Raw genomic sequence first — 20,476 nt, 5'->3', positions numbered from 1 at the left:
GGTCAGCTCCGGGCGTTTCATTTTCTCCGCAGTATGAGTACACTTGACCCCATCTGACCAGCCCTTATCGGGCCTGAATCACGGCTTATGGAGGCTATCGTTACCATGGCACAAGCCAACCTCTCTGAAATTCTGTTTAAACCAAAGTTCAAACATCCTGAAACTTCAACTCTCGTGCGGCATGCTCACTGCAACCATCCTATGACGGTACATTCTGCCTTGGATGGTGATACCACCAGCCATTGGTATCGGATGATCAACCGTTTGATATGGACCTGGCGCGGTGTTGACCCCCTTGAAATAGAAGAAGTGTTGTCACGCATTGCCTGTTCAAAGGCAGAACACAGCGATAACGAACTGCTAGATACCGTGGTGGGCTATCGCAATGGTAACTGGATTTATGAGTGGGCTCATCAGGGGATGCTGTGGCAGCAAAAAGCCATGGAAGAGAGCGACCCGATGAATGCTGGTCAATACTGGTTAAATGCGGCCAATTTATACAGCATTGCGGGTTACCCACATCTGAAAGGTGATGAGCTGGCCGAGCAAGTCGAGGTGTTATCAAACCGCGCCTATGAAGCCGCCGCTGAACACCTGCCGTATAACCTGAAAGAGCTTAATTTCGCGATTTCAGATGGCGGTACGCTGGCGGGGTTCCTGCATATGCCGACTGTTGGCAGTGCGCCATTCCCAACGGTATTGATGTGTGGTGGGTTGGATACATTGCAAAGTGACTATCATCGCCTGTTCCGTGACTATCTGGCCCCGAAAGGGATAGCCATGTTGACGGTGGACATGCCATCGGTGGGGGCTTCGTCGCGTTGGAAGTTAACGCAGGACACCAGTTATCTGCATCAGCAAGTATTGCAGGCATTGCCGGATATCCCTTGGGTTGATCATCAGCGAGTCAGTGTTTTCGGTTTCCGTTTCGGTGCCAACGTAGCGGTGCGCCTGGGGTATTTAGAGCCGCAGCGGGTGCGTGCTGTGGCATGCCTTGGGCCGATTGTGCATTATCTTCTGTGTAACGCTGACAGCCAGCGCCAGGTGCCAGATATGTATATGGATGTTATGGCCAGCCGATTGGGAATGGCTGATGCGGCAGATGAAACGCTTAGAACAGAAATGAACCGCTATTCGCTGAAAACACAGGGGTTGCTGGGGCGGCGTTGCCAAACACCTATGTTGGCGGGCTACTGGGAAAATGATCCATTCAGCCCGAAAGAAGAGGCGAAGTTAATCTGTTCTTCCTCGGCGGATGGCAAGCTATTACCTATATCATCAACGCCGCTGTACGACAATTTCCACCGTGCATTATTGCAAGCCAGTGAGTGGTTAGAAGATAAAATGCGTTAATGAGTTGCTAATTTTTAACAGTTTGCTAAAAAGGATCGTCTATATAAGGAGATTTAAGAATGACGTCGACCAGTGCTCATCCTAAAAGTAAGCTTATGAAACGTTTTGCCGCTTTAGGACCATATCTGCGTGAAGGGCAGTGCCAGAGTGACCATTTTTTCTTTGACTGTTTAGCTGTTTGCGTCAATGTGAAGCTTGCCCCCGAGAAACGTGAGTTTTGGGGCTGGTGGATAGAGTTGGAACCGGCAGAAGACCATTTTACCTACGTTTACCAGTTCGGCCTGTTTAATAAAGAAGGCAGTTGGAAAGCGGAAAAGATTAAAGATCCTGAAATACAAGAGAAACTGGAGACCACGCTGCGTGGTTTCCATAAACGCCTTGCTGAGATGTTGACTTCAATTGAAATGAGATTGGAGCCAGCGCAGCATTTTAGCGATCAGCCGCTGAAGTTGTCCGCTTAGAAGTCTGTTTGTTAATGCCTAATTAAATAGAATATTCCCCCTTTAGCACAATAAAAGGGGGAATTTCTCATTCTGACTGTTGGCATTATGCCTCCCGCCTGCTACAAAGACCCATCCCCTTCGTACATAGAGCCGCAGGGTTGTTAGCGACGTTCATTCACCCGAGTCACATTTGTTCTTACATGAATAAGCTCATCGGGATGAGTTCGCTGGCAGCCATACTGCAACTCCAATTACTTTGGGTATATATTGTTTCTTTAATTCATCCCAATGGCAGAAAAATTATGAGTGGCAGCCAGACATTGGTTGTGAAATTGGGGACGAGTGTTCTGACCGGCGGTTCCCGTCGTCTTAACCGTGCCCATATTGTTGAACTGGTGCGCCAATGTGCCCAGCAACACGCAAAAGGTCATCGTATTGTTATTGTCACCTCCGGGGCGATTGCCGCCGGGCGTGAACACTTGGGTTATCCAGAATTGCCTGCCACTATTGCCTCAAAGCAACTGTTAGCCGCAGTCGGGCAAAGCCGGCTAATCCAGCTCTGGGAACAGCTGTTTTCCATCTATGGCATCCATATCGGTCAGATGTTACTGACCCGTGCTGATTTGGAAGACAGAGAGCGTTTTCTCAATGCCCGTGACACCATGAATGCCTTGCTGGATAACCGCATCGTGCCGGTAATCAATGAGAATGATGCTGTCGCCACCGCTGAAATCAAAGTAGGCGATAACGATAATCTCTCGGCACTGGCAGCCATTCTTGCCGGTGCCGATAAGCTACTGTTACTGACCGATCAGGCGGGGTTATACACGGCTGATCCGCGTAACAATCCTGAAGCTGAGCTTATTCGCGAAGTGCATGGTATCGATGATGCTTTGCGCGGAGTTGCTGGCGATAGTGTCTCAGGCCTTGGCACTGGTGGTATGGCCACTAAACTGCAAGCAGCAGATGTTGCCTGCCGCGCTGGTATTGATGTGATTATTGCCGCGGGCAGTCAGTCCGGTGTTATTGCGAATGTGATTGATGGCACGCCGGTTGGTACTCGCTTCCATGCACTGGAAACCCCGTTGGAAAACCGTAAACGCTGGATTTTTGGTGCACCGCCAGCGGGTGAAATTACGGTCGATGATGGGGCTGTAGCCGCTATTATGGAGCGCGGCAGTTCGCTGCTGCCCAAAGGTATTCGCAGTGTTCAAGGGGATTTCTCCCGTGGTGAAGTGATCCGTATCCGCAATCTTGGCGGGCGGGATTTGGCCCACGGTGTATCACGCTATAACAGCGATGCGCTGCGCATGTTAGCGGGGCATCACTCGCAACAAATCAGTGAAATCCTCGGGTACGAATATGGCCCGGTGGCGGTTCATCGTGACGATATGATTGTTAGCTAAGGAGCGAGCATGAGCATGCTGGAACAGATGGGGAAAGCCGCCAAACAGGCTTCCTGGCAGTTGGCAATGTTGAGCACGGCAAAGAAAAATCAGGCGCTGGCAGTAATAGCTAACCTGTTGGAATCTGAAAGTCAGGCTATTTTGCATGCCAACGAGCAAGATATGCAGGCTGCACGTGATACGGGCATGAGTGAGGCGCTGCTCGATCGGCTGTTATTGACCCCGGCACGCTTAGCGGCTATTGCTAATGATGTGCGTCAGGTATGCCGCCTGAATGACCCTGTGGGCCGCGTTATTGATGGCAGCCTACTTGACAGTGGCTTAAAGCTGGAACGCCGCCGTGTGCCTCTGGGGGTGATTGGTGTCATTTATGAAGCGCGTCCTAACGTTACGATTGATGTCGCCAGCCTCTGCTTGAAAACCGGCAATGCCGTGATTTTGCGGGGTGGCAAAGAGACTCATCACACTAATCAGGCAACCGTGAAGGTTATCCAGCAGGCACTGGAACAGTGCGGCTTACCCGCGGCGGCAGTGCAGGCGATTGAAAGCCCTGATCGGGAATTGGTAAATCAGTTACTGCGTATGGATCGCTATGTCGATATGTTGATTCCACGGGGTGGGGCTGGTTTACATAAACTGTGCCGTGAGCAATCAACCATTCCGGTGATTACCGGTGGTATTGGGGTTTGTCATACCTTTGTGGATGAAAGTGCTGATTTTGAGAAAGCGTTATTAGTGATTGAAAACGCCAAAGTTCAGCGGCCAAGTGCGTGTAACTCATTGGAAACCTTGCTGGTTCATCAAGCTATTGCAGAGCGCTTCCTGCCTGTACTCAGTACCCGAATGCATGCCTTTGGCGTGACACTGCATGCCAGCCCGCAGGCGCTGCCGTATCTGACCGAAGGTAAGGCCAAGGTAGTGGCTGTTGAAGCTGCTGATTATGACGATGAATGGTTATCTCTGGATTTGAATGTGGAGATTGTGGCTAATATCAATGCTGCTATTGACCATATTCGCGAGCATGGCACCAGCCATTCTGATGCTATTCTGACCCGCTCACTCAGTAGCGCGGAACATTTTGTCCGGGCGGTGGATTCATCGGCAGTTTATGTCAATGCCAGCACCCGTTTCACCGATGGCGGCCAGTTTGGTTTAGGCGCTGAAGTGGCAGTAAGTACGCAAAAACTTCATGCCCGTGGCCCGATGGGGTTGGATGCATTGACAACCTATAAGTGGATTGGCTATGGCGACGATTTAGTGCGTAGCTAATTACCAGATAGAACATATACAGTAAAACGACATCTGGCTGCTGCTGTCGTTTTATTTTTTTCTCTGGTTAATCTCCCTGTGAAGTATCAGCCTTTAAGTGTGAAATAGATCATTATTCGATGTAACGCGTTTATGGCTATTCATCAATTTACCTACCCAAAAATAGACAACCAAACACTTGTTGGGTTGCTTCTGCGTGTATTGTTATCCTCTTGATTATCTATCTTTATTTTTAGTGGAATATCCTTCCTGTCAGAATATTACTATTTAAAACTTATTTTCCTATCGGAAGAACTTGAGTTACCTCACAGAAAATGTGCTGTAACTGCTTGAAAACACGCTTACGATCGTTCTCTCAACTTTGAAATAGAGTAATAAAATACGCTTTACTCTATTTAGTCAAAATAATAAAACAAGCACATGTTTAAAAACAAACAAGTGTTCATTATGACCAGCCGAGAAAAACAAATATTGCAGCTTCTGAGACGAGATCCATTGATCCCCCAGCAAGAAATTGCCGATATTCTAGGCATTAGTCGCTCGGGGGTGGCGGGTCACATTATGAATCTAATGCAAAAAGGTTATATCAAAGGAAAGGGATATATATTATCTGAGCACAGTTATGTGGTGGTGGTTGGCTCGGTAAATATGGATGTTTGTGGTTATGCAGCCAGTAAGCTCATTTATGAAGATTCCAACCCAGGGAAAATAAAATGCACCCCAGGCGGTGTTGGGCGAAATATTGCTGAAAATATTGCGCTATTAGGCAAAGAGTGCCATCTCATCTCGGTGGTGGGAGATGATTTTTATGGTGCGACCCTGATTGATGAGGCTAAACGCGCCGGTGTCAATGTCAGTAATTGCCACAGTTTGCACGGTGAAAATACCTCTACTTATGTTTCGTTACTCGATGATGGTGGCGAAATGTTGGTGGCGATTAATGATATGCGCATATTAGAAAAACTAACGCCGTCATTATTAGCAACCACCAAAGAGATAATTCAACACGCGGGAATATTAGTCGTCGACTGTAATTTAACCGAAGAAGCCCTCTCATGGATATTTACCAATGCCGGTAATGTTCCTGTATTCGTCGATACGGTTTCAGCATTCAAAGCACCCAGAATTAAAAACTGGTTATCCCATATTCACACGCTGAAACCTAATCGTCTGGAAGCAGAGATACTCAGTGGCATGAAAATTAACAGCCACGATGATATTCCGGTGGTGGCGCACTGGTTTCACCAACAAGGCGTCCAGCGCCTGGCATTAAGTATGGGAAAAGAGGGGGTTTATTTCAGTGAAATTGATGGACAGGTTGGCTGGTCATTGCCACTGAATATCAACATTGTGAATGTTACCGGGGCCGGAGACGCGATGATGTCTGGTTTAGCAAGTTGCTGGCTGGATGACATGGAATTTGCTGAGAGTATCCGTTTTGCTCAAGGGTGCTCAGCATTAACGCTCTCTTCGGAACTGACTAATAACCCCAATCTGTCAAATGGCAGTGTTAAAAAACTATTGGAATTACAACCATGACAAATAACGCAATGGCACAATCTTATTTAGATATATCACCAGAGGTTGCACAGGCTTTGGCGCAAAATAAAGCCGTCGTCGCATTAGAATCTACCATTATTTCTCATGGGATGCCTTACCCACAAAATGTAGAAACAGCGTTACTGGTAGAGCAGAAAATTCGTGAGAATGGCGCTGTGCCTGCCACTATTGCCGTTATAAACGGCCGGATGAAAGCGGGCCTATCCCGTGACGAAATAGAATTGCTGGGCAAGGAAGGCCATAGCATTATGAAAGTCAGCCGTCGTGATTTGCCTTTTGTGATAGCAAATGGACAACATGGTGCTACAACAGTGGCTTCCACCATGATTATTGCACAAATGGCGAAGATTAAGGTTTTTGCGACCGGCGGTATTGGTGGTGTACACCGTGGTGCGGCCACCACATTTGATATTTCCGCCGATTTACAGGAGTTGGCGAAAACTAATGTGACGGTGGTTTGCGCCGGCGCTAAATCTATTTTGGACTTAGGTCTAACCATGGAATATCTGGAAACTAATGGGGTGCCGGTTATTGGTTATCAGACTCGGTCACTGCCCGCTTTTTTCTGTCGGACCAGCCCGTTTGAGGTCAGTATTACCTTAGACAGTGCTGAGCAAATTGCGGCAGCAATGAATGCCAAATGGAGTATCGGCCTGCGTGGAGGAATGGTTGTTGCCAACCCCATCCCACCACAATATGCTTTACCCGAAGAGATGATCAATGCTGCCATTGATCAGGCAGTAAAAGAATCAGAAGAGCAGGGGGTTATTGGTAAAGAAAGTACGCCATTCCTGTTGGCCAGAGTAGCTGAATTAACCGGTGGTGACAGTTTAAACGCTAACATACAGTTGGTATTTAATAATGCGCAGTTAGCTGCCAAAATTGCCTGCTCCTATCAGAGCATTATTTAATAAAGAACGGTAACACGCTTTAAATATTGTCCTTATTACAAAATACTTGCTCATATCTTTGAGGTGCCCTGACACATTTGTTGTCCGAGGGGCACCTTTTCGAGCATGAGCTATCTATATAGGAACTTCGAGGTACTTCGGGGGGGTTATGGATTTATTGCGTAGTTTGGCGGGGATATGCATTTTATTGTTTATCGCCTATGTTTTTTCAGTAAATAAAAGAAAGATAAGATTACGGACCGTCGGGGCTGCATTATTATTGCAAATAACATTGGGTGCAGTCATGCTCTATGTTCCTGCTGGAAAGTGGTTTATCTCTTCGATTGCTAATACAGTGAATAGAGTTATTTCATATAGTGACGCAGGTAGCGCATTTATTTTTGGTGGTTTAGTTAGCCCAAAAATGAATGAGTTATTTGATGGCGCCGGTTTTGTTTTTGCTTTTCATGTCCTGCCGGCCATTATTTTCATCACTTCATTAATTTCTATTCTTTACTATCTCGGCATTATGGGATGGCTAATTAATATTCTCGGTTCTATATTTCAAAAGTTACTCGGTATCAGTAAAGTAGAGTCATTTGCCGCTGTCACCACTATCTTCCTTGGTCAGAATGAGATCCCAGCGGTAGTTAAACCCTTTATTAATAAGATGAACAGCAATGAACTGTTTACCGTCATCTGTAGCGGTATGGCGTCCATTGCAGGTTCTATGTTGGTGGGCTATGCCGGGCTTGGGGTCCCGATTGAATATTTATTGGCTGCTTCGTTAATGGCTATCCCTGGCGGGATATTATTTGCGCGTATTATCAGCCCGGCGACAGAAGAGTCAAAAGTTGAATTCAACGAGATGACATTCAGTGACAAACGCCCTGCCAGTATTATTGAAGCGGCAGCCAGTGGCGCGATGCTGGGATTGAAAATTGCGGTCGGGGTTGCCACCGTCGTGATGGCATTTGTTGCATTGATTGCGTTAATTAACGGCATTATTGGCGGAATTGGCGGCATCTTTGGTTTCGAACAGCTCAGTCTGGAAAGTATCCTTGGCTATGTGTTCTCGCCTCTGGCTTATATTATGGGCGTATCTTGGGAACATGCTTCACTGGCGGGTGGTTTTATCGGCCAGAAATTAGCCATTAATGAGTTCGTAGCCTATTTGAGTTTCTCTCCTTATCTGAAAGAAACCATAGCGACATTAGATGTAAAAACGATTGCAGTTATCTCTTTTGCGTTGTGTGGTTTTGCCAACTTTGGCTCAATTGCTGTCGTGGTGGGCGCTTTCAGTGCTGTTGCACCCGAAAGATCATCTGAAATTGCGCGCTTAGGATTCCGTGCACTACTGGCGGCAACATTATCTAATCTGATGAGTGCCACAATCGCCGGGCTATTTATTGGTTTGGGGAGTTTATTACCGGGCTAGGCTTATTGATATTTCTTCTGGTGCATTAATCTACTGATAAAAAGGATTAATGCACTAATCAACCCTTTAATCTAGCGGATGGCGCTTGAGATAGTAACTGACTTTATAATCAACCGGATTAAAGGTTATCACCGAAAAATCTACCACGACTCCGTCAGTTCCATTGGATACGGCGAGTAATTGCAGCAGCAGGGTACGTGGATCGCAATGGAGTTGCAGGGCAAACTCCTGACTGGCGACAATAGGTAAAAATGTCTGCCGGCAACCTTCAATCTGATAATTAGCATGTTTTTCAATAAAGTCATATTTAGATGATTCAAGATGATGGTAAGTTAAATCCGGCATCAGAGAGACTGGCAGATAACTCTCTTCTATCTGAATAATCTGTTTGTCAGCATAACGTAATCGTTTGATATAATATATTTTATCGTCTTGATTGATGTTTAACTGACTGGCAATGTCTTGCGATGCCCTAATAATTTTGAACTCAGAAACTTCAGTATGTGGTGTCTTGCCGAGCATTTTCATCTGTTCGGTGAAACTGTTCAGATGATTATTATCATGTTTAAGATCTTTCCCGATAATAAATGTCCCTCGCCCTTGTTGCCGTTCCAGTAAACCATCTTGAATTAAGACATCCAGTGCTTTTCTGACTGTCATTCGTGATGCACCAAAACGCTCTGCTAACTGAATTTCTGATGGTAAGCAATCACCCAGCGAAATATCCTGATGATTTATTAATTTTCGAATATTTGTTACCAGATTTTTATATACCATTTTTATACCTATTCAGAGGGCGGCTTGTATCATGAATATTTTTGTAATTCATTGATAATTAATTATTAAAATTTCATTGGTATAAAAAATGACTCAAATGTCTAATTTGAGCGTTAATAATGTACAAGTCAGACTGATGATTTAATGCTGCCTGGATCACAAATTTTTATCAATTGCCACGTTCTCTCTCTAGTGCTCTCCGTTTAAGATTAGTTGTAAAGGATATTGGTCTGGTTCAGTCCAACAGCGTATTCAAAGCCTATGCGGGTTTCTTATATCTTGAAATCCTGGGGTGGAAATTAAACTTTCGGTTTTTTTATAAAAATAATTAAAGTAATTCAAGCATCTGCCGATAACCATACTGATACTTATATGCTCATTAAAATAATCTGGGTAGCCAGAGCAATAAATTAAAGATGGGGAATGGCAGGTGAGCGAAACGTCTAAAGAAAATTTTGTCAAAACGAATAAATTAGCGATCTGTGCAATTCTTCGAGATTTAAAGAAGAACGATACCGCAGTGATGGTTATGCATGCGCGCGGACAATTTATCAGCCGTATTCTGGATGTGGTACCTGAGACGAATCAGTTTATTTTTGATTTTGGTAGTGTAGAACACGAGAACCGTCTGGCCCTTGCTGCTAATCAATTGACTATTATTGCAGAACCTACGGGCGCAAAAATTGAATTTACTTGTAATTCACTGAAAGAAATAAAATATTTATCACTACCTGCCTTTAGCTCGGCTATTCCTGAGCAGCTTTATTTTATCCAACGGCGGGAATATTTTCGTGTAAACATTCCTCAATGGCCCCCTTATTATTGTTCTGGGAAATTTACTGATGGCAGTAATTTCTCGTACACATTAGGGGATATTTCCCTGGGGGGCATGGGTCTGTATGCAGTGAAAGGCAGTGAGTTCCCCCTTCAGGAATGCGGTATATTACGAGATGCCTCAGTGGATTTATGTGGTTTTGGTGTTTTTAAGCTGGACCTGCAGTTTATCCGGGCCATTGATAAACAGGTAGTGAATAACAAAGGTGAAACCCTCACAGTACAACGCTTGAGTTTTAAATTTCCTCGTCTGAGTCCAATCCAAGAAAAAGGGCTGCAACGCGCCATTTTTGAGTTAGAGAAACAGCAAACTGCCAAGGCACGAAAATTTCAAGACAGCATCTAGTTTCTGAAAGTATGGGGTGATTACCAACAGTCTGTGTAATAGTGGCAAGGCGGCAGGTATTTAAATTACAGTACCTGCTGTTAATGTAACCTTTTGATTTATTTCTCTCATTTTATGCCCTGATCCTTAATTTCTCCTTTGGGCTATAGTTAATACTATTCAGCTTTTTTGCTGTCGTACGTTTATTGCGTATCGTCAGCCTTTACTCGCCCCTTTTTTATGACTGGATACTTTGGTGTATCCGTCTTTTGCTTTCCACCTTCACTCGGCATTTTTGACAGCATTCTGCCTGTAAGGCGTTTTCTGCTCAATATCACGCGGCTCGCACGGCTCAGGAAGCTCACCTGAGCAATCCGTTTGGATACGCCTTTTAACGGCTATTCCCGACTTTTCATTATGCAGATTGCCATCAGACTGTATGAGCACCCGACCAGAAAGGTACCTATGAAATTATTTCTAAAGGCTATTCTTGGATCACCCACCGCAGCGACTCCCCCTTGGCATGATACTGCACCTGTAAGGGATGAGCTATTCAGTGTGGAGCGATTGGAACAGCATGCTGAGAGCCTTGCCAAAGCGCAGTCGATAACTACCCACCCACCACGGGTATCTACTCTGCATGCCCGCCTGAATGATAATGCCAATACGCTGCTGGCAGCATATCGGGCCAGTGCCGCAGAACTGGAAAAGGGCCGCGCAGTAGTCCCTGCGGCTGAGTGGCTGTTGGATAATTATCATCTGGTTGAAGAGCAGATCCGCGAGATCCGTGATGATTTGCCGCCGGGTTATTACCGTCAATTGCCGAAGCTGGCCGACGGCCCCTTCGCTGGCTATCCACGGGTATTTGGCATTACCTGGGCTTTTGTGGCGCACACTGACAGCCATCTGGACCCGGATGTATTATGCCGTTTTATTATGGCGTATCAGCGTGTTCAACCGCTGACTATTGGTGAACTCTGGGCGGTGGCGATTACGCTGCGTATTGTGCTGATAGAGAATTTACGCCGTCTGGCTGATCAGATAACTCAAGGTCGTAAAGATCGGGCAGATGCTGAGGCGCTGGCGAATCGCTTATTGGACGCCGGCGATAGCCGATTGGCTCTGGAGTCTGATATTACGGTGCGATCCAGTGAGCCTTTATCTGAGCAATTTGCATCTCAATTGGCAAAGCGGTTACGTGATCAAGACCCACGCACCACGCCAGCATTGGGCTGGCTGGAAGATCGCCTTCAATTACAAGGGCTATCGATTAGTGAAGTTGTACAACGAGCTCAACTACGGCAGGGGTCATCTAACGTTTCGGTCCGAAATGTTATTACCAGTATGCGGTTGATCTCGGATATTGACTGGGCTGATCTGTTTGAGAGTGTAAGCCTGGTCGATGAATGCTTACGCCAGGGCAGCACCTTCGCCAGTATGGATTTTCAAACCCGCAATTTGTACCGCAGTGCCATCGAACAATTATGCCGAGGTTCCACCTTCACTGAACTGGAAATTGCCGCTCTTGCCCTGCAAGTCGCACAGACTTCAGCCGAGGCCGCGGAGCCAGAGAATGTCGAACGCTGCCGTGACCCAGGCTATCACTTGATTGGGGCGGGAAGGCGTGAATTAGAGAATCAACTCAGATTCAGTCCTTCAATACGTTTGTGGTTTAGCCGCTTGAGCGTCAGCTTTGGTGTTGGCGGTTTTATGGCGGCCATTTTCCTGGTCACTGCCGGATTACTGGCATTGGTGCTGTGGGCACTCTCTTTCCCCGGACTGGCGACGGGCTGGCTGGTATTATTTACCTTAATCGCATTTATCCCTGCGACAGATGTGGCAACTGCCCTGGTAAACCGCGTTATCACCTGGAGCTTTGGTGCCACGATTTTACCGGGATTGGAGCTAACCAGTGGCGTACCGGATGGATTGCGTACCTTGGTGGTGGTGCCCACGTTGCTCACCAGTAAAAGCGATTTATTGGAGCAAATCGAGCAGCTAGAAGTCCATCATTTATCGGGGGCTACAGGTTCTCTTACCTTTGCTCTGTTGTTGGATGGGGTTGATGCAGACCAGCAAGTCATACCGAGTGATGGTCCACTACTGCTATTAGCCGATGAGGCTATTGCACGGCTTAATCAACGATATGGCCCCGGTCCTGCCGGGCCGCGCTTTCTGCTGTTGTACCGTCAGCGAAGGTTTAATGAAAGTGAAAACCGTTGGATGGGCTGGGAGCGTAAACGGGGCAAGTTGCATGAACTTAACCGCCTGTTACGGGGGGCGACGGACACCTCATTTATTGCCACCGCCGCCGGTGAACCACAGGTGCCAACCGATGTGCGTTATGTCATTACGCTGGATGCCGATACCCGACTGCCGCGCGATGCTGCCCTGCGCTTGATTGGCAAAATGGCGCATCCGCTGAACCAACCACGCTTTAGTGCAGACCAGCAGCGGGTCATCGATGGTTATGGCATCCTTCAGCCGCGTGTGACGCTGGCATTGCCGATGGGCAAAGGTGGATCGTTATACCAACGGGTATTTTCTGGTCCTGGGGGGATGGACCCTTACGCTGCCGCAGTTTCAGATGTTTATCAGGATATGTTTGGCGAAGGCTCTTATACCGGCAAAGGTATTTATGATGTTGATGCGTTTGAAGCCTCGCTGGCCGGCAGGGTGCCAGAAAATGCCTTACTCAGCCATGATCTGTTTGAGGGGATTTTTGCCCGTGCCGGATTGGCTTCGGATATTGAAGTAGTGGAAGAGTCACCCGCCCGCTATGACGTAATTACCAAGCGTCAGCATCGCTGGACGCGGGGTGACTGGCAATTATTGCGTTGGGTGGTCAGGAACGACAAAGACAGCAAAAATGTTCCATTGCTGGGCCGTTGGAAAATGGTGGATAACTTGCGCCGCTCACTGGTTGCTCCCTTTGCGCTAATGTTGCTGGGTTGCAGTTGGATGCTACCCATGCCTGCTGCGTGGGTTGGGGTGCTGGTAGTCATCTTGCTGATCGCGTTCCCCTCTTTTCTACCCATTTTGTTCTCATTATGGCCGGCTCAGAATACTCGGCTGAGTAACCATTTACGCTCTTTACTCGATGATACTAAACGAGCAGGCAGTCAGACGTTGTTGTCATTGATTTTCCTGGCTGACCACGCCTGGCAGATGGTTGATGCTATTGGCCGCACGCTAATTCGCCTATTTATTACCCATCGTAATTTACTGGAGTGGACCACCGCCGCACAATCTGCCGGTAAACCCCACCCCGGTGTCGCCGGTTTTTATCGCCATATGGCGGGTGGAACGCTATTAGGTTTGCTGATGGCCGCCATTGCATTGATGGTTTCGCCCTTGGCCTGGCCACTGATTTTACCCTTTGCCATTATATGGTTTTTCGCTCCGGCCATCGCGTTGTGGGTCAGTCGCTCCCATCAGGTAGCACAACATAAACCGATAACGGCGGAAGATATCCCCGAGTTGCGTCTGACCGCCCGGCGCACTTGGCGCTTCTTTGAAACCTTTGTTACGCCTGATGAAAACATGCTGCCGCCTGATAACTTTCAGGAAGATCCAAAACCTGTGGTGGCACACCGCACTTCACCGACCAATATGGGATTGTATTTACTCTCGACTGTGGCTGCTCGCGATTTTGGTTGGGCGGGTACCTATCGCACCTTGATGCGGCTGGAAGCAACCTTTGAAACCTTTCATAAACTGGCGCGTTTCCGCGGGCATTTCTTTAACTGGTATGGCACGCAGGATCTACGGGCGCTGGAACCGGCTTATGTTTCTTCGGTCGACAGTGGCAACCTGGCCGGGCATTTGATTGTGCTGGCCAATACCTGTGAAGAGTGGGCGGCAGAACCGCTGGCGACTAACGGCGCTAAGGGGTTGATGGATAACCTGTTGTTGGCCGAGATATCCTTTAACGCGTTACCCGCGGGTGATGCTGATTTTAAACGTAAGCTGTGGGCAGTTTTAGAACAAATCCGTATGGATTTAAAGGGAGTCGGTGACACTGAAATGTTACCGCTGTCGTTAAAACCGTTATTGGTCAAAGCCTCAGCGATGGTGCATGGTGTCGCACGCTCTATTGATGATAATGCATTTATTGATTTGAGTTATTGGATTGAAGTACTGATTTTGGCGGCCGCTGAACATGAATATGACCAGCAACTCACGCAGGAGATGCAGGAGCAAGTTAATGATCGGTTGTTGAAATTGGCTGCTGAATCCCGCCATATGGCGCTGGCGATGGATTTTGCTTTCCTGCTTGATCCCGAGCGTAAATTATTATCCATCGGTTATTCGTTGGTGGATAACAGCCTTGATCCGAGTTGCTACGACTTACTGGCCTCAGAGGCTCGCCTTGCCAGTCTATTTGCTATCGCCAAAGGCGATGTACCGACCCGTCATTGGTTCCGTCTGGGGCGAGCGGCGACCCCGATTGGTAAAGGGGCTGCGCTGATTTCATGGTCTGGCTCGATGTTCGAATACCTGATGCCCTCACTGGTGATGCGCGCGCCGGCGGGCAGCTTGCTGGAACAAACGAATCAACTGGTGGTTGAACGGCAGCAGGTTTATGGCCGCAGCTTGAATATCCCGTGGGGCATTTCTGAGTCGGCGTACAGTGCACGTGATATCGAGTTTACTTATCAATATTCTAACTTTGGTGTCCCTGGGTTGGGGTTAAAACGTGGTTTATCAGAAAATACCGTAATCGCGCCTTATGCTACCGGGCTGGCAGCTATGATTGATCCACACGGTGCGCTGCAAAACTATGAAAAACTGGCGGAGATGGGTGCGTTAGGCCGCTATGGTTACTATGAAGCACTGGATTTCACCCGCTCGCGCTTACCGGAACATCAGCAGGTGGTAATTGTACGCAACTATATGGCGCACCATCAGGGAATGACCATTGTTGCTATTGCCAATACCTTACAGCAAGGACGGATGCGCAACCGTTTTCACCATGAGCCAATGATTCAGGCTTGCGAATTACTGTTGCAGGAGCGGATGCCTCGCAATGTGGCGATTGCTTATCCTCGGACCGAGGAGGTGTTGCTTTCAGCGGTGGCAGACAGTGCATTACCAACCATTCGCCGCTTGTCCTCACCGGTTATTGGAGCACCCGTGACTCACCTGTTATCCAATGGCCGTTATGCTGTGATGCTGACCAGCGCGGGGGCTGGCTACAGCCGATGGCTGGATGTCGCGGTCACTCGCTGGCGGGAAGATACTACTTGTGATGATTACGGCTCCTTTATTTTCCTGCGTGATTTGCGCAGTGGCCGCAGTTGGTCTGCCGGGGCGCAACTGGCCGCCAGTGATAATTCCCATCGTGAGGTGATTTTCAGTGAGGATCATGCCGAATTTATCTGCCGCGACGGTACGCTGACCAGCACCATGGATGTGCTTATCTCCAGTGAAGATGATGGTGAAGTACGGCGGATCTCGTTACTTAACACGGGTCGCCGTGCGCGGGAGATTGAACTGACCTCTTATGCTGAAGTGGTACTCACTGCGGCCGCAGCAGACAGTGCGCATCCGGCATTCGCCAAAATGTTTGTGGTTACTGAATATCTGGCGGAATTGGGTGCATTAATTGCGACGCGGCGGCCCAGAACAGCACAAGAACCGCAAGTCTGGGCGGCGCATTTCTTGGTTGCTGATGGCCTGCCGATGAGTGAGCTGCAATATGAATCGGATCGGGCCAAGTTTATTGGTCGCGGTAACCGGGTTATTAGCTCGGCTGCCATGCAAGTGGGAGTGGCACTGTCAAATACCGTGGGTACAGTGCTGGATCCGATATTCTCACTGCGCCAGAGCTTGCTGGTACCGGCGGGCAAGACGGTTACGGTTTCCTTCTGGACACTGATTGCTTCATCGAAAGAAGCTTTGCTGGATATGGTGGATAAACACCGGGACCGCAGTGCGTATGATCGTGCTAAAACATTGGCTTGGACCCAGGCTCAGGTGCAGTTACGCCATTTGGAGATTAAAGCTGAGGAGGCGGCAGATTTTCAGCAACTGGCCGCGCCTATTTTGTATGCCGATGCCCGCTTCCGTTCGCCATCGACAACTATCATACGTGGTGCAGGGGTCCAATCAGTATTATGGACTCAATCCATATCGGGTGATTTGCCGATAGTTCTGCTGCGTATTGATGATATCGAAGACATTGATCAGGTGCGGCAATTACTGCGCGCACATGAATACTGGCGCATGAAACGTTTGGCGGTTGATCTGGTTATCATCAATGAACGGGCGTCTTCTTATGTACAAGATTTGCAAATCGCTATAGAAACCGCAGTGCGCAGTAGCCAGTCACGGCCACACTTGGGTGATCAGCTACGACAAGGTTCGGCCTATGCCTTGCGTGCTGATCTGATGAGTGCAGAGACTCGATCGCTACTCCGTTCGGTTGCTCGGGTGGTGTTATCAGCCCGTTATGGCACATTGGGTAATCAACTCAACCATCTGTTATTCACTCTGGACAAGAAAATTGTTCCTTCAGATAAAAAGCTGTTCGCATCGGATAAAAAGTTATTCACATCAGATAAGCGCCTGTTAGCACAGGATAAAAAGTTATTAACAGCAGATAAGAAAGTCAGTTTCTCACTGGTCAAACCGGTTAACTTGCCGACGGCAACCTTATTACCCTTACCTGAAAATCTGGAGTTCTTTAATGGTCTGGGAGGGTTTGGCTTGCAAGGGCAGGAATATATAACTTGCCTGAATGATGGGGAAAATACCCCCGCGCCCTGGGTGAATGTGATTTCCAATCAGACCTTCGGTTTTCAGGTTTCGGCTACCGGTAGTGGCTATACCTGGGCTGAAAATAGCCGAGAAAACCAGATAACGCCGTGGCTCAATGATCCCGTTATCGATTCGTCTGGCGAATGCCTGTATCTGCGCGATGAAGACTCTGGGCTGCTCTGGAGTCCTACGGCACAGCCGATCCGCGATGGTGGCACCTATATCGCTCGCCACGGTCATGGCTATAGTCGGTTTGAGCATCAGGCTAATGGTATTGGCATGACGCTGCTGCAATTTGTGCCGCTGGCGGATCCTATCAAGATATCCCGTCTGACATTGCGCAATATGTCGGATAAACCACGGCGTATCTCGGTGACCGCCTATGCCGAATGGGTACTGGCGACTTCTCGCGGGGCTACCGGGCCATTTATTATTACCGAAATGGATGAACCAACCGGTGCCATGTTGGCGCGAAATCCCTGGAGCACCGCCTTCCCCGGCAGAGTTTCCTTCGCTGACTTAAATGGACAGCAAACTAGCTGGACCGCCGATCGTAGCGAGTTCCTCGGACATTATCGAGACAGCTCTGCACCGTTAGCCCTATCGGCAATAATACCGCTTTCCGGTACGACCGGTGCCGGGTTTGATCCCTGTAGTGCGCTGCAACAAACGATTGAACTGGCGGTGGGTGAACAGGTCGAGGTGGTGTGGTTTATCGGCCAGTGTGCTTCAGTGAGTGAGGCACAAGCTTTAATTACCCGTTACCGTACGGCAAATCTGGATGCGGTGTTGAGTGACGTCACCGATTACTGGCGTACCTTGCTGAAGGCTATCCAAGTGAAAACGCCGGATCGGCAGATGGATATCATGCTCAACGGCTGGCTGCTTTATCAAACGCTGGCATGCCGTGTTTGGGCAAGGTCGGCATTTTATCAGGCCAGTGGCGCTTATGGTTTCCGCGATCAATTACAAGACGGCATGGCGCTAACCTTTGTTCAACCGGATACGACGCGACATCACCTATTGCGCGCCGCCGGGCGACAATTTATCGAAGGTGATGTACAGCACTGGTGGTTGCCTCACTCCGGGCAGGGGGTGCGAACTCGCATCTCTGATGACCGGGTTTGGCTCTCTTTTGCCACCGCCACGTATATTCTTGCAAGCGGTGATAGCGGTGTGCTGGATGAAACAGTACCGTACCTCGAAGGGCCGATATTGCACCCAGGCGAACACGATGCTTTCTTCCAGCCACTGGTGGCACAGGAAAGCGCCTCACTGTTTGAACATTGTGCCAAAGGGTTGGATCAATGCATTGAATTGACCGGAGAGCTTGGTTTACCGCTGATGGGGACCGGTGACTGGAATGATGGCATGAATCGAGTCGGTGAAGGGGGAAAAGGGGAGAGTGTTTGGTTGGGTTGGTTGCTGGTGGCAACGCTGAAAATGCTCATTCCGTTAGCGAGCGAGCGTGACCCTCGACGGGCCAGGCAGTGGCAGGAACATCTCAGTGGTTTAATCGAGGCATTAGAGCGGGAAGCATGGGATGGCGACTGGTATCGCCGTGCAACCTTTGATAATGGCAGTTGGCTGGGATCTAAAGCGTGCAACGAGTGCCGTATTGACTCTATTGCCCAGTCGTGGGCGGTGCTATCGGGGGCCGCCGACCCACTACGAGCCGTACAAGCAATGGCTTCACTGGAACAACATCTTATTCGTCCCGATGATGGGATGGCACTGCTATTCACTCCGCCTTTTGACAAAACGCCAGATGATCCTGGTTATATCAAAGGCTATCCGCCTGGTTTACGGGAAAACGGGGGGCAATATAGCCATGCTGCCATGTGGGTGATTTTAGCCTTTGCTGAATTAGGTGAGGGGGATAAGGCCCGCAACCTGTTTGCATTGCTCAATCCGATAAATCATGGCAATACCCCTGCGGGGATTGCGCGTTACAAAGTCGAACCCTATGTGGTCGCAGCCGATGTCTATTCAGTCGCACCTCATGTTGGGCGCGGTGGCTGGACGTGGTATACCGGTTCTGCGGGCTGGATGCAGCGCGCGGGTATGGAAGGTATTCTGGGGATCCGGCGTGAAGGCGGGGAACTGGTGATTAATCCTTGCATACCCGCCAGTTGGCCGGGATTTGAGGCGACGGTTAATCTGGCTAACACGCGCTATGTTATTCGTGTTGAAAGTCCGGCCCAGCGCTGTCAGGGGATTAGTTCGGCGACATTGAATGGTTTGGCACTCGCTTATCAATCCGACGGGGTACGAGTTGCTCTGGATGGTGGCGAATACGAACTGATTATTATTTTATAACCAATATCGATTCAGTCGGGGTAGTCAATTAGCACTATCTTGACTGAACAAAATAAAAACTGAAAAATATGTTGAATTATCATGCAACTGCCCCAATATTATACACTTGTCACTAAGGAGGTTGCGCATGGGAATTAGCGAAGAAGAGAGTATCCGCCGTCTGACTGATGAGAAAAGCTCTATTGGTCATTCGGCTAAATGGGTGGCAATCATTTCTGCCATCTATTTCATTATAATGCTGTTTTATCAGCATGAGTTAGGTGTGTTAACACTGGCGGGCGGGATTTTTGTTGTATCGTTTTCCATTTGGATGAAGAAACGCCAAAAAGTGAAATCTTACAAAAACCAACTGCAACAGATGGGCGACGATAAAGCAGTTTAACGCAGGCCACCATCTGATGAACCGTTAGTCCGATGTTCCGGCTTTTATTTTTCGTTTGCAGTGATGCAAGCGCTATCTGCTTATTTTCTTTCGCCTTGTAGTCGCCTGTTTATCCCTATGGTTTTCTTGCCAGTGATTTGGACATATTAAATCCTGTTACTACAAATGCCATTTGCTCATACAATCTTTTCGCTTGTGGATTATCCGCAGCGACCCGCAGTTTTATCTCAAATATGCCCTGAGCGACCAGTATATTTTCTAATTCCTGTAAACACGCAGAACCATAGCCTTTACGCTGATGTTGCGGCAGAACATAGAAATCTTTAATAAAAGCTGCGCTATCATTGTTAGCCTGGCCGTACCATAAATAGCCCACCAGTGCATTATTATCGCTCTCGCCATCCTTATTTTCGATGCAATACAGACGGTCACCGGGAGTATTAACACCCTCTGGTAAGTAACCATCAAAAATTTGCGTTGCATGATCCAATGCTTGCTCGATGCTATAACCACTATTGGATGATAAATCTTGCGCATACTCACTAATAAAGAGATTCCGATAGTCGTTTAGCTCTTCGGTATGCATTGCTCTGAGTGTGACCATAATATTCCCTTGGTATTTGAAGTGCTAAGGGGGTTAGCGGCGCTCTCACCCCTGAATAAGCTTATGGAGATGCGTTTACTTGCGGTCTGCCTACAACTCCAATAGCTTTGTGTA

General features: G+C 48.2%; 12 protein-coding genes. 10 read left to right on the top strand and 2 right to left on the bottom strand.

Features of this window, described 5'->3' with window-relative positions:
• The first annotated feature begins 105 nt into the window (after positions 1-105).
• The 7 genes from A6J66_011615 (at position 106) to A6J66_011585 (ending at position 8,359) form a co-directional block, all read left to right on the top strand.
• On the top strand, positions 106-1,353 hold the full coding sequence (locus A6J66_011615; protein PNM24777.1) for an esterase FrsA: 1,248 nt from the start codon (positions 106-108) through the stop codon (positions 1,351-1,353).
• A gap of 59 nt (positions 1,354-1,412) precedes the next feature.
• Positions 1,413-1,814: a Crl family RNA polymerase assembly factor gene (locus A6J66_011610; protein ID PNM24776.1), complete on the top strand. Its 402-nt coding sequence runs from the start codon at positions 1,413-1,415 to the stop codon at positions 1,812-1,814.
• A gap of 284 nt (positions 1,815-2,098) precedes the next feature.
• Positions 2,099-3,202: a glutamate 5-kinase gene (locus tag A6J66_011605; protein ID PNM26985.1), complete on the top strand. Its 1,104-nt coding sequence runs from the start codon at positions 2,099-2,101 to the stop codon at positions 3,200-3,202.
• A gap of 9 nt (positions 3,203-3,211) precedes the next feature.
• Positions 3,212-4,471, top strand: a complete 1,260-nt coding sequence (proA, locus tag A6J66_011600; protein ID PNM24775.1) for a glutamate-5-semialdehyde dehydrogenase — start codon at positions 3,212-3,214, stop codon at positions 4,469-4,471.
• Positions 4,472-4,891: 420 nt separating this feature from the next.
• On the top strand, positions 4,892-6,010 hold the full coding sequence (locus A6J66_011595) for an HTH domain-containing protein (protein ID PNM24774.1): 1,119 nt from the start codon (positions 4,892-4,894) through the stop codon (positions 6,008-6,010).
• Positions 6,007-6,942, top strand: a complete 936-nt coding sequence (locus A6J66_011590; GenBank protein ID PNM24773.1) for a pseudouridine-5'-phosphate glycosidase — start codon at positions 6,007-6,009, stop codon at positions 6,940-6,942. Before A6J66_011595 ends, A6J66_011590 begins: the two co-directional genes overlap by 4 nt.
• 148 nt (positions 6,943-7,090) lie before the next feature.
• Complete coding sequence (locus A6J66_011585) at positions 7,091-8,359, top strand: NupC/NupG family nucleoside CNT transporter (protein ID PNM24772.1); 1,269 nt, start codon at positions 7,091-7,093, stop codon at positions 8,357-8,359.
• 66 nt (positions 8,360-8,425) lie between these two features.
• On the opposite strand, the gene A6J66_011580 is transcribed toward A6J66_011585, so the two are convergent.
• Positions 8,426-9,136, bottom strand: coding sequence for a GntR family transcriptional regulator (locus A6J66_011580; protein PNM24771.1), 711 nt, complete (start codon positions 9,134-9,136; stop codon positions 8,426-8,428).
• Positions 9,137-9,566: 430 nt separating this feature from the next.
• On the opposite strand from A6J66_011580, the gene A6J66_011575 reads away from it, so the two are divergent.
• The 3 genes from A6J66_011575 to A6J66_011565 all read left to right on the top strand — a co-directional run bounded on the left by A6J66_011575 (position 9,567) and on the right by A6J66_011565 (position 19,758).
• The gene (locus tag A6J66_011575) at positions 9,567-10,316 is read left to right on the top strand and encodes a flagellar brake protein (GenBank protein ID PNM24770.1); all 750 of its coding nucleotides are present in this window, start codon (positions 9,567-9,569) and stop codon (positions 10,314-10,316) included.
• A 444-nt stretch (positions 10,317-10,760) separates the two neighbouring features.
• A complete protein-coding gene (locus A6J66_011570; protein PNM24769.1) occupies positions 10,761-19,376 on the top strand; it encodes a glycosyl transferase in 8,616 nt (2,871 codons plus the stop codon).
• A gap of 127 nt (positions 19,377-19,503) precedes the next feature.
• Positions 19,504-19,758 carry a hypothetical protein gene (locus A6J66_011565; GenBank protein PNM24768.1) on the top strand — a complete coding sequence of 85 codons (255 nt, stop codon included), beginning with the start codon at positions 19,504-19,506 and terminating at the stop codon, positions 19,756-19,758.
• A 115-nt stretch (positions 19,759-19,873) separates the two neighbouring features.
• Here the strand turns inward: A6J66_011565 and A6J66_011560 are convergent, their stop codons facing one another.
• On the bottom strand, positions 19,874-20,362 hold the full coding sequence (locus A6J66_011560) for an N-acetyltransferase (GenBank protein ID PNM24767.1): 489 nt from the start codon (positions 20,360-20,362) through the stop codon (positions 19,874-19,876).
• Positions 20,363-20,476 lie beyond the last annotated feature (114 nt).

Origin of the sequence: Yersinia enterocolitica, from assembly GCA_002082245.2 — a bacterium.
GTDB classification, from domain to species: Bacteria; Pseudomonadota; Gammaproteobacteria; order Enterobacterales; family Enterobacteriaceae; genus Yersinia; species Yersinia enterocolitica_E.
Note: the sequence above shows the minus strand (reverse complement) of the source record. Positions and strands in the feature narration are given on the sequence as shown.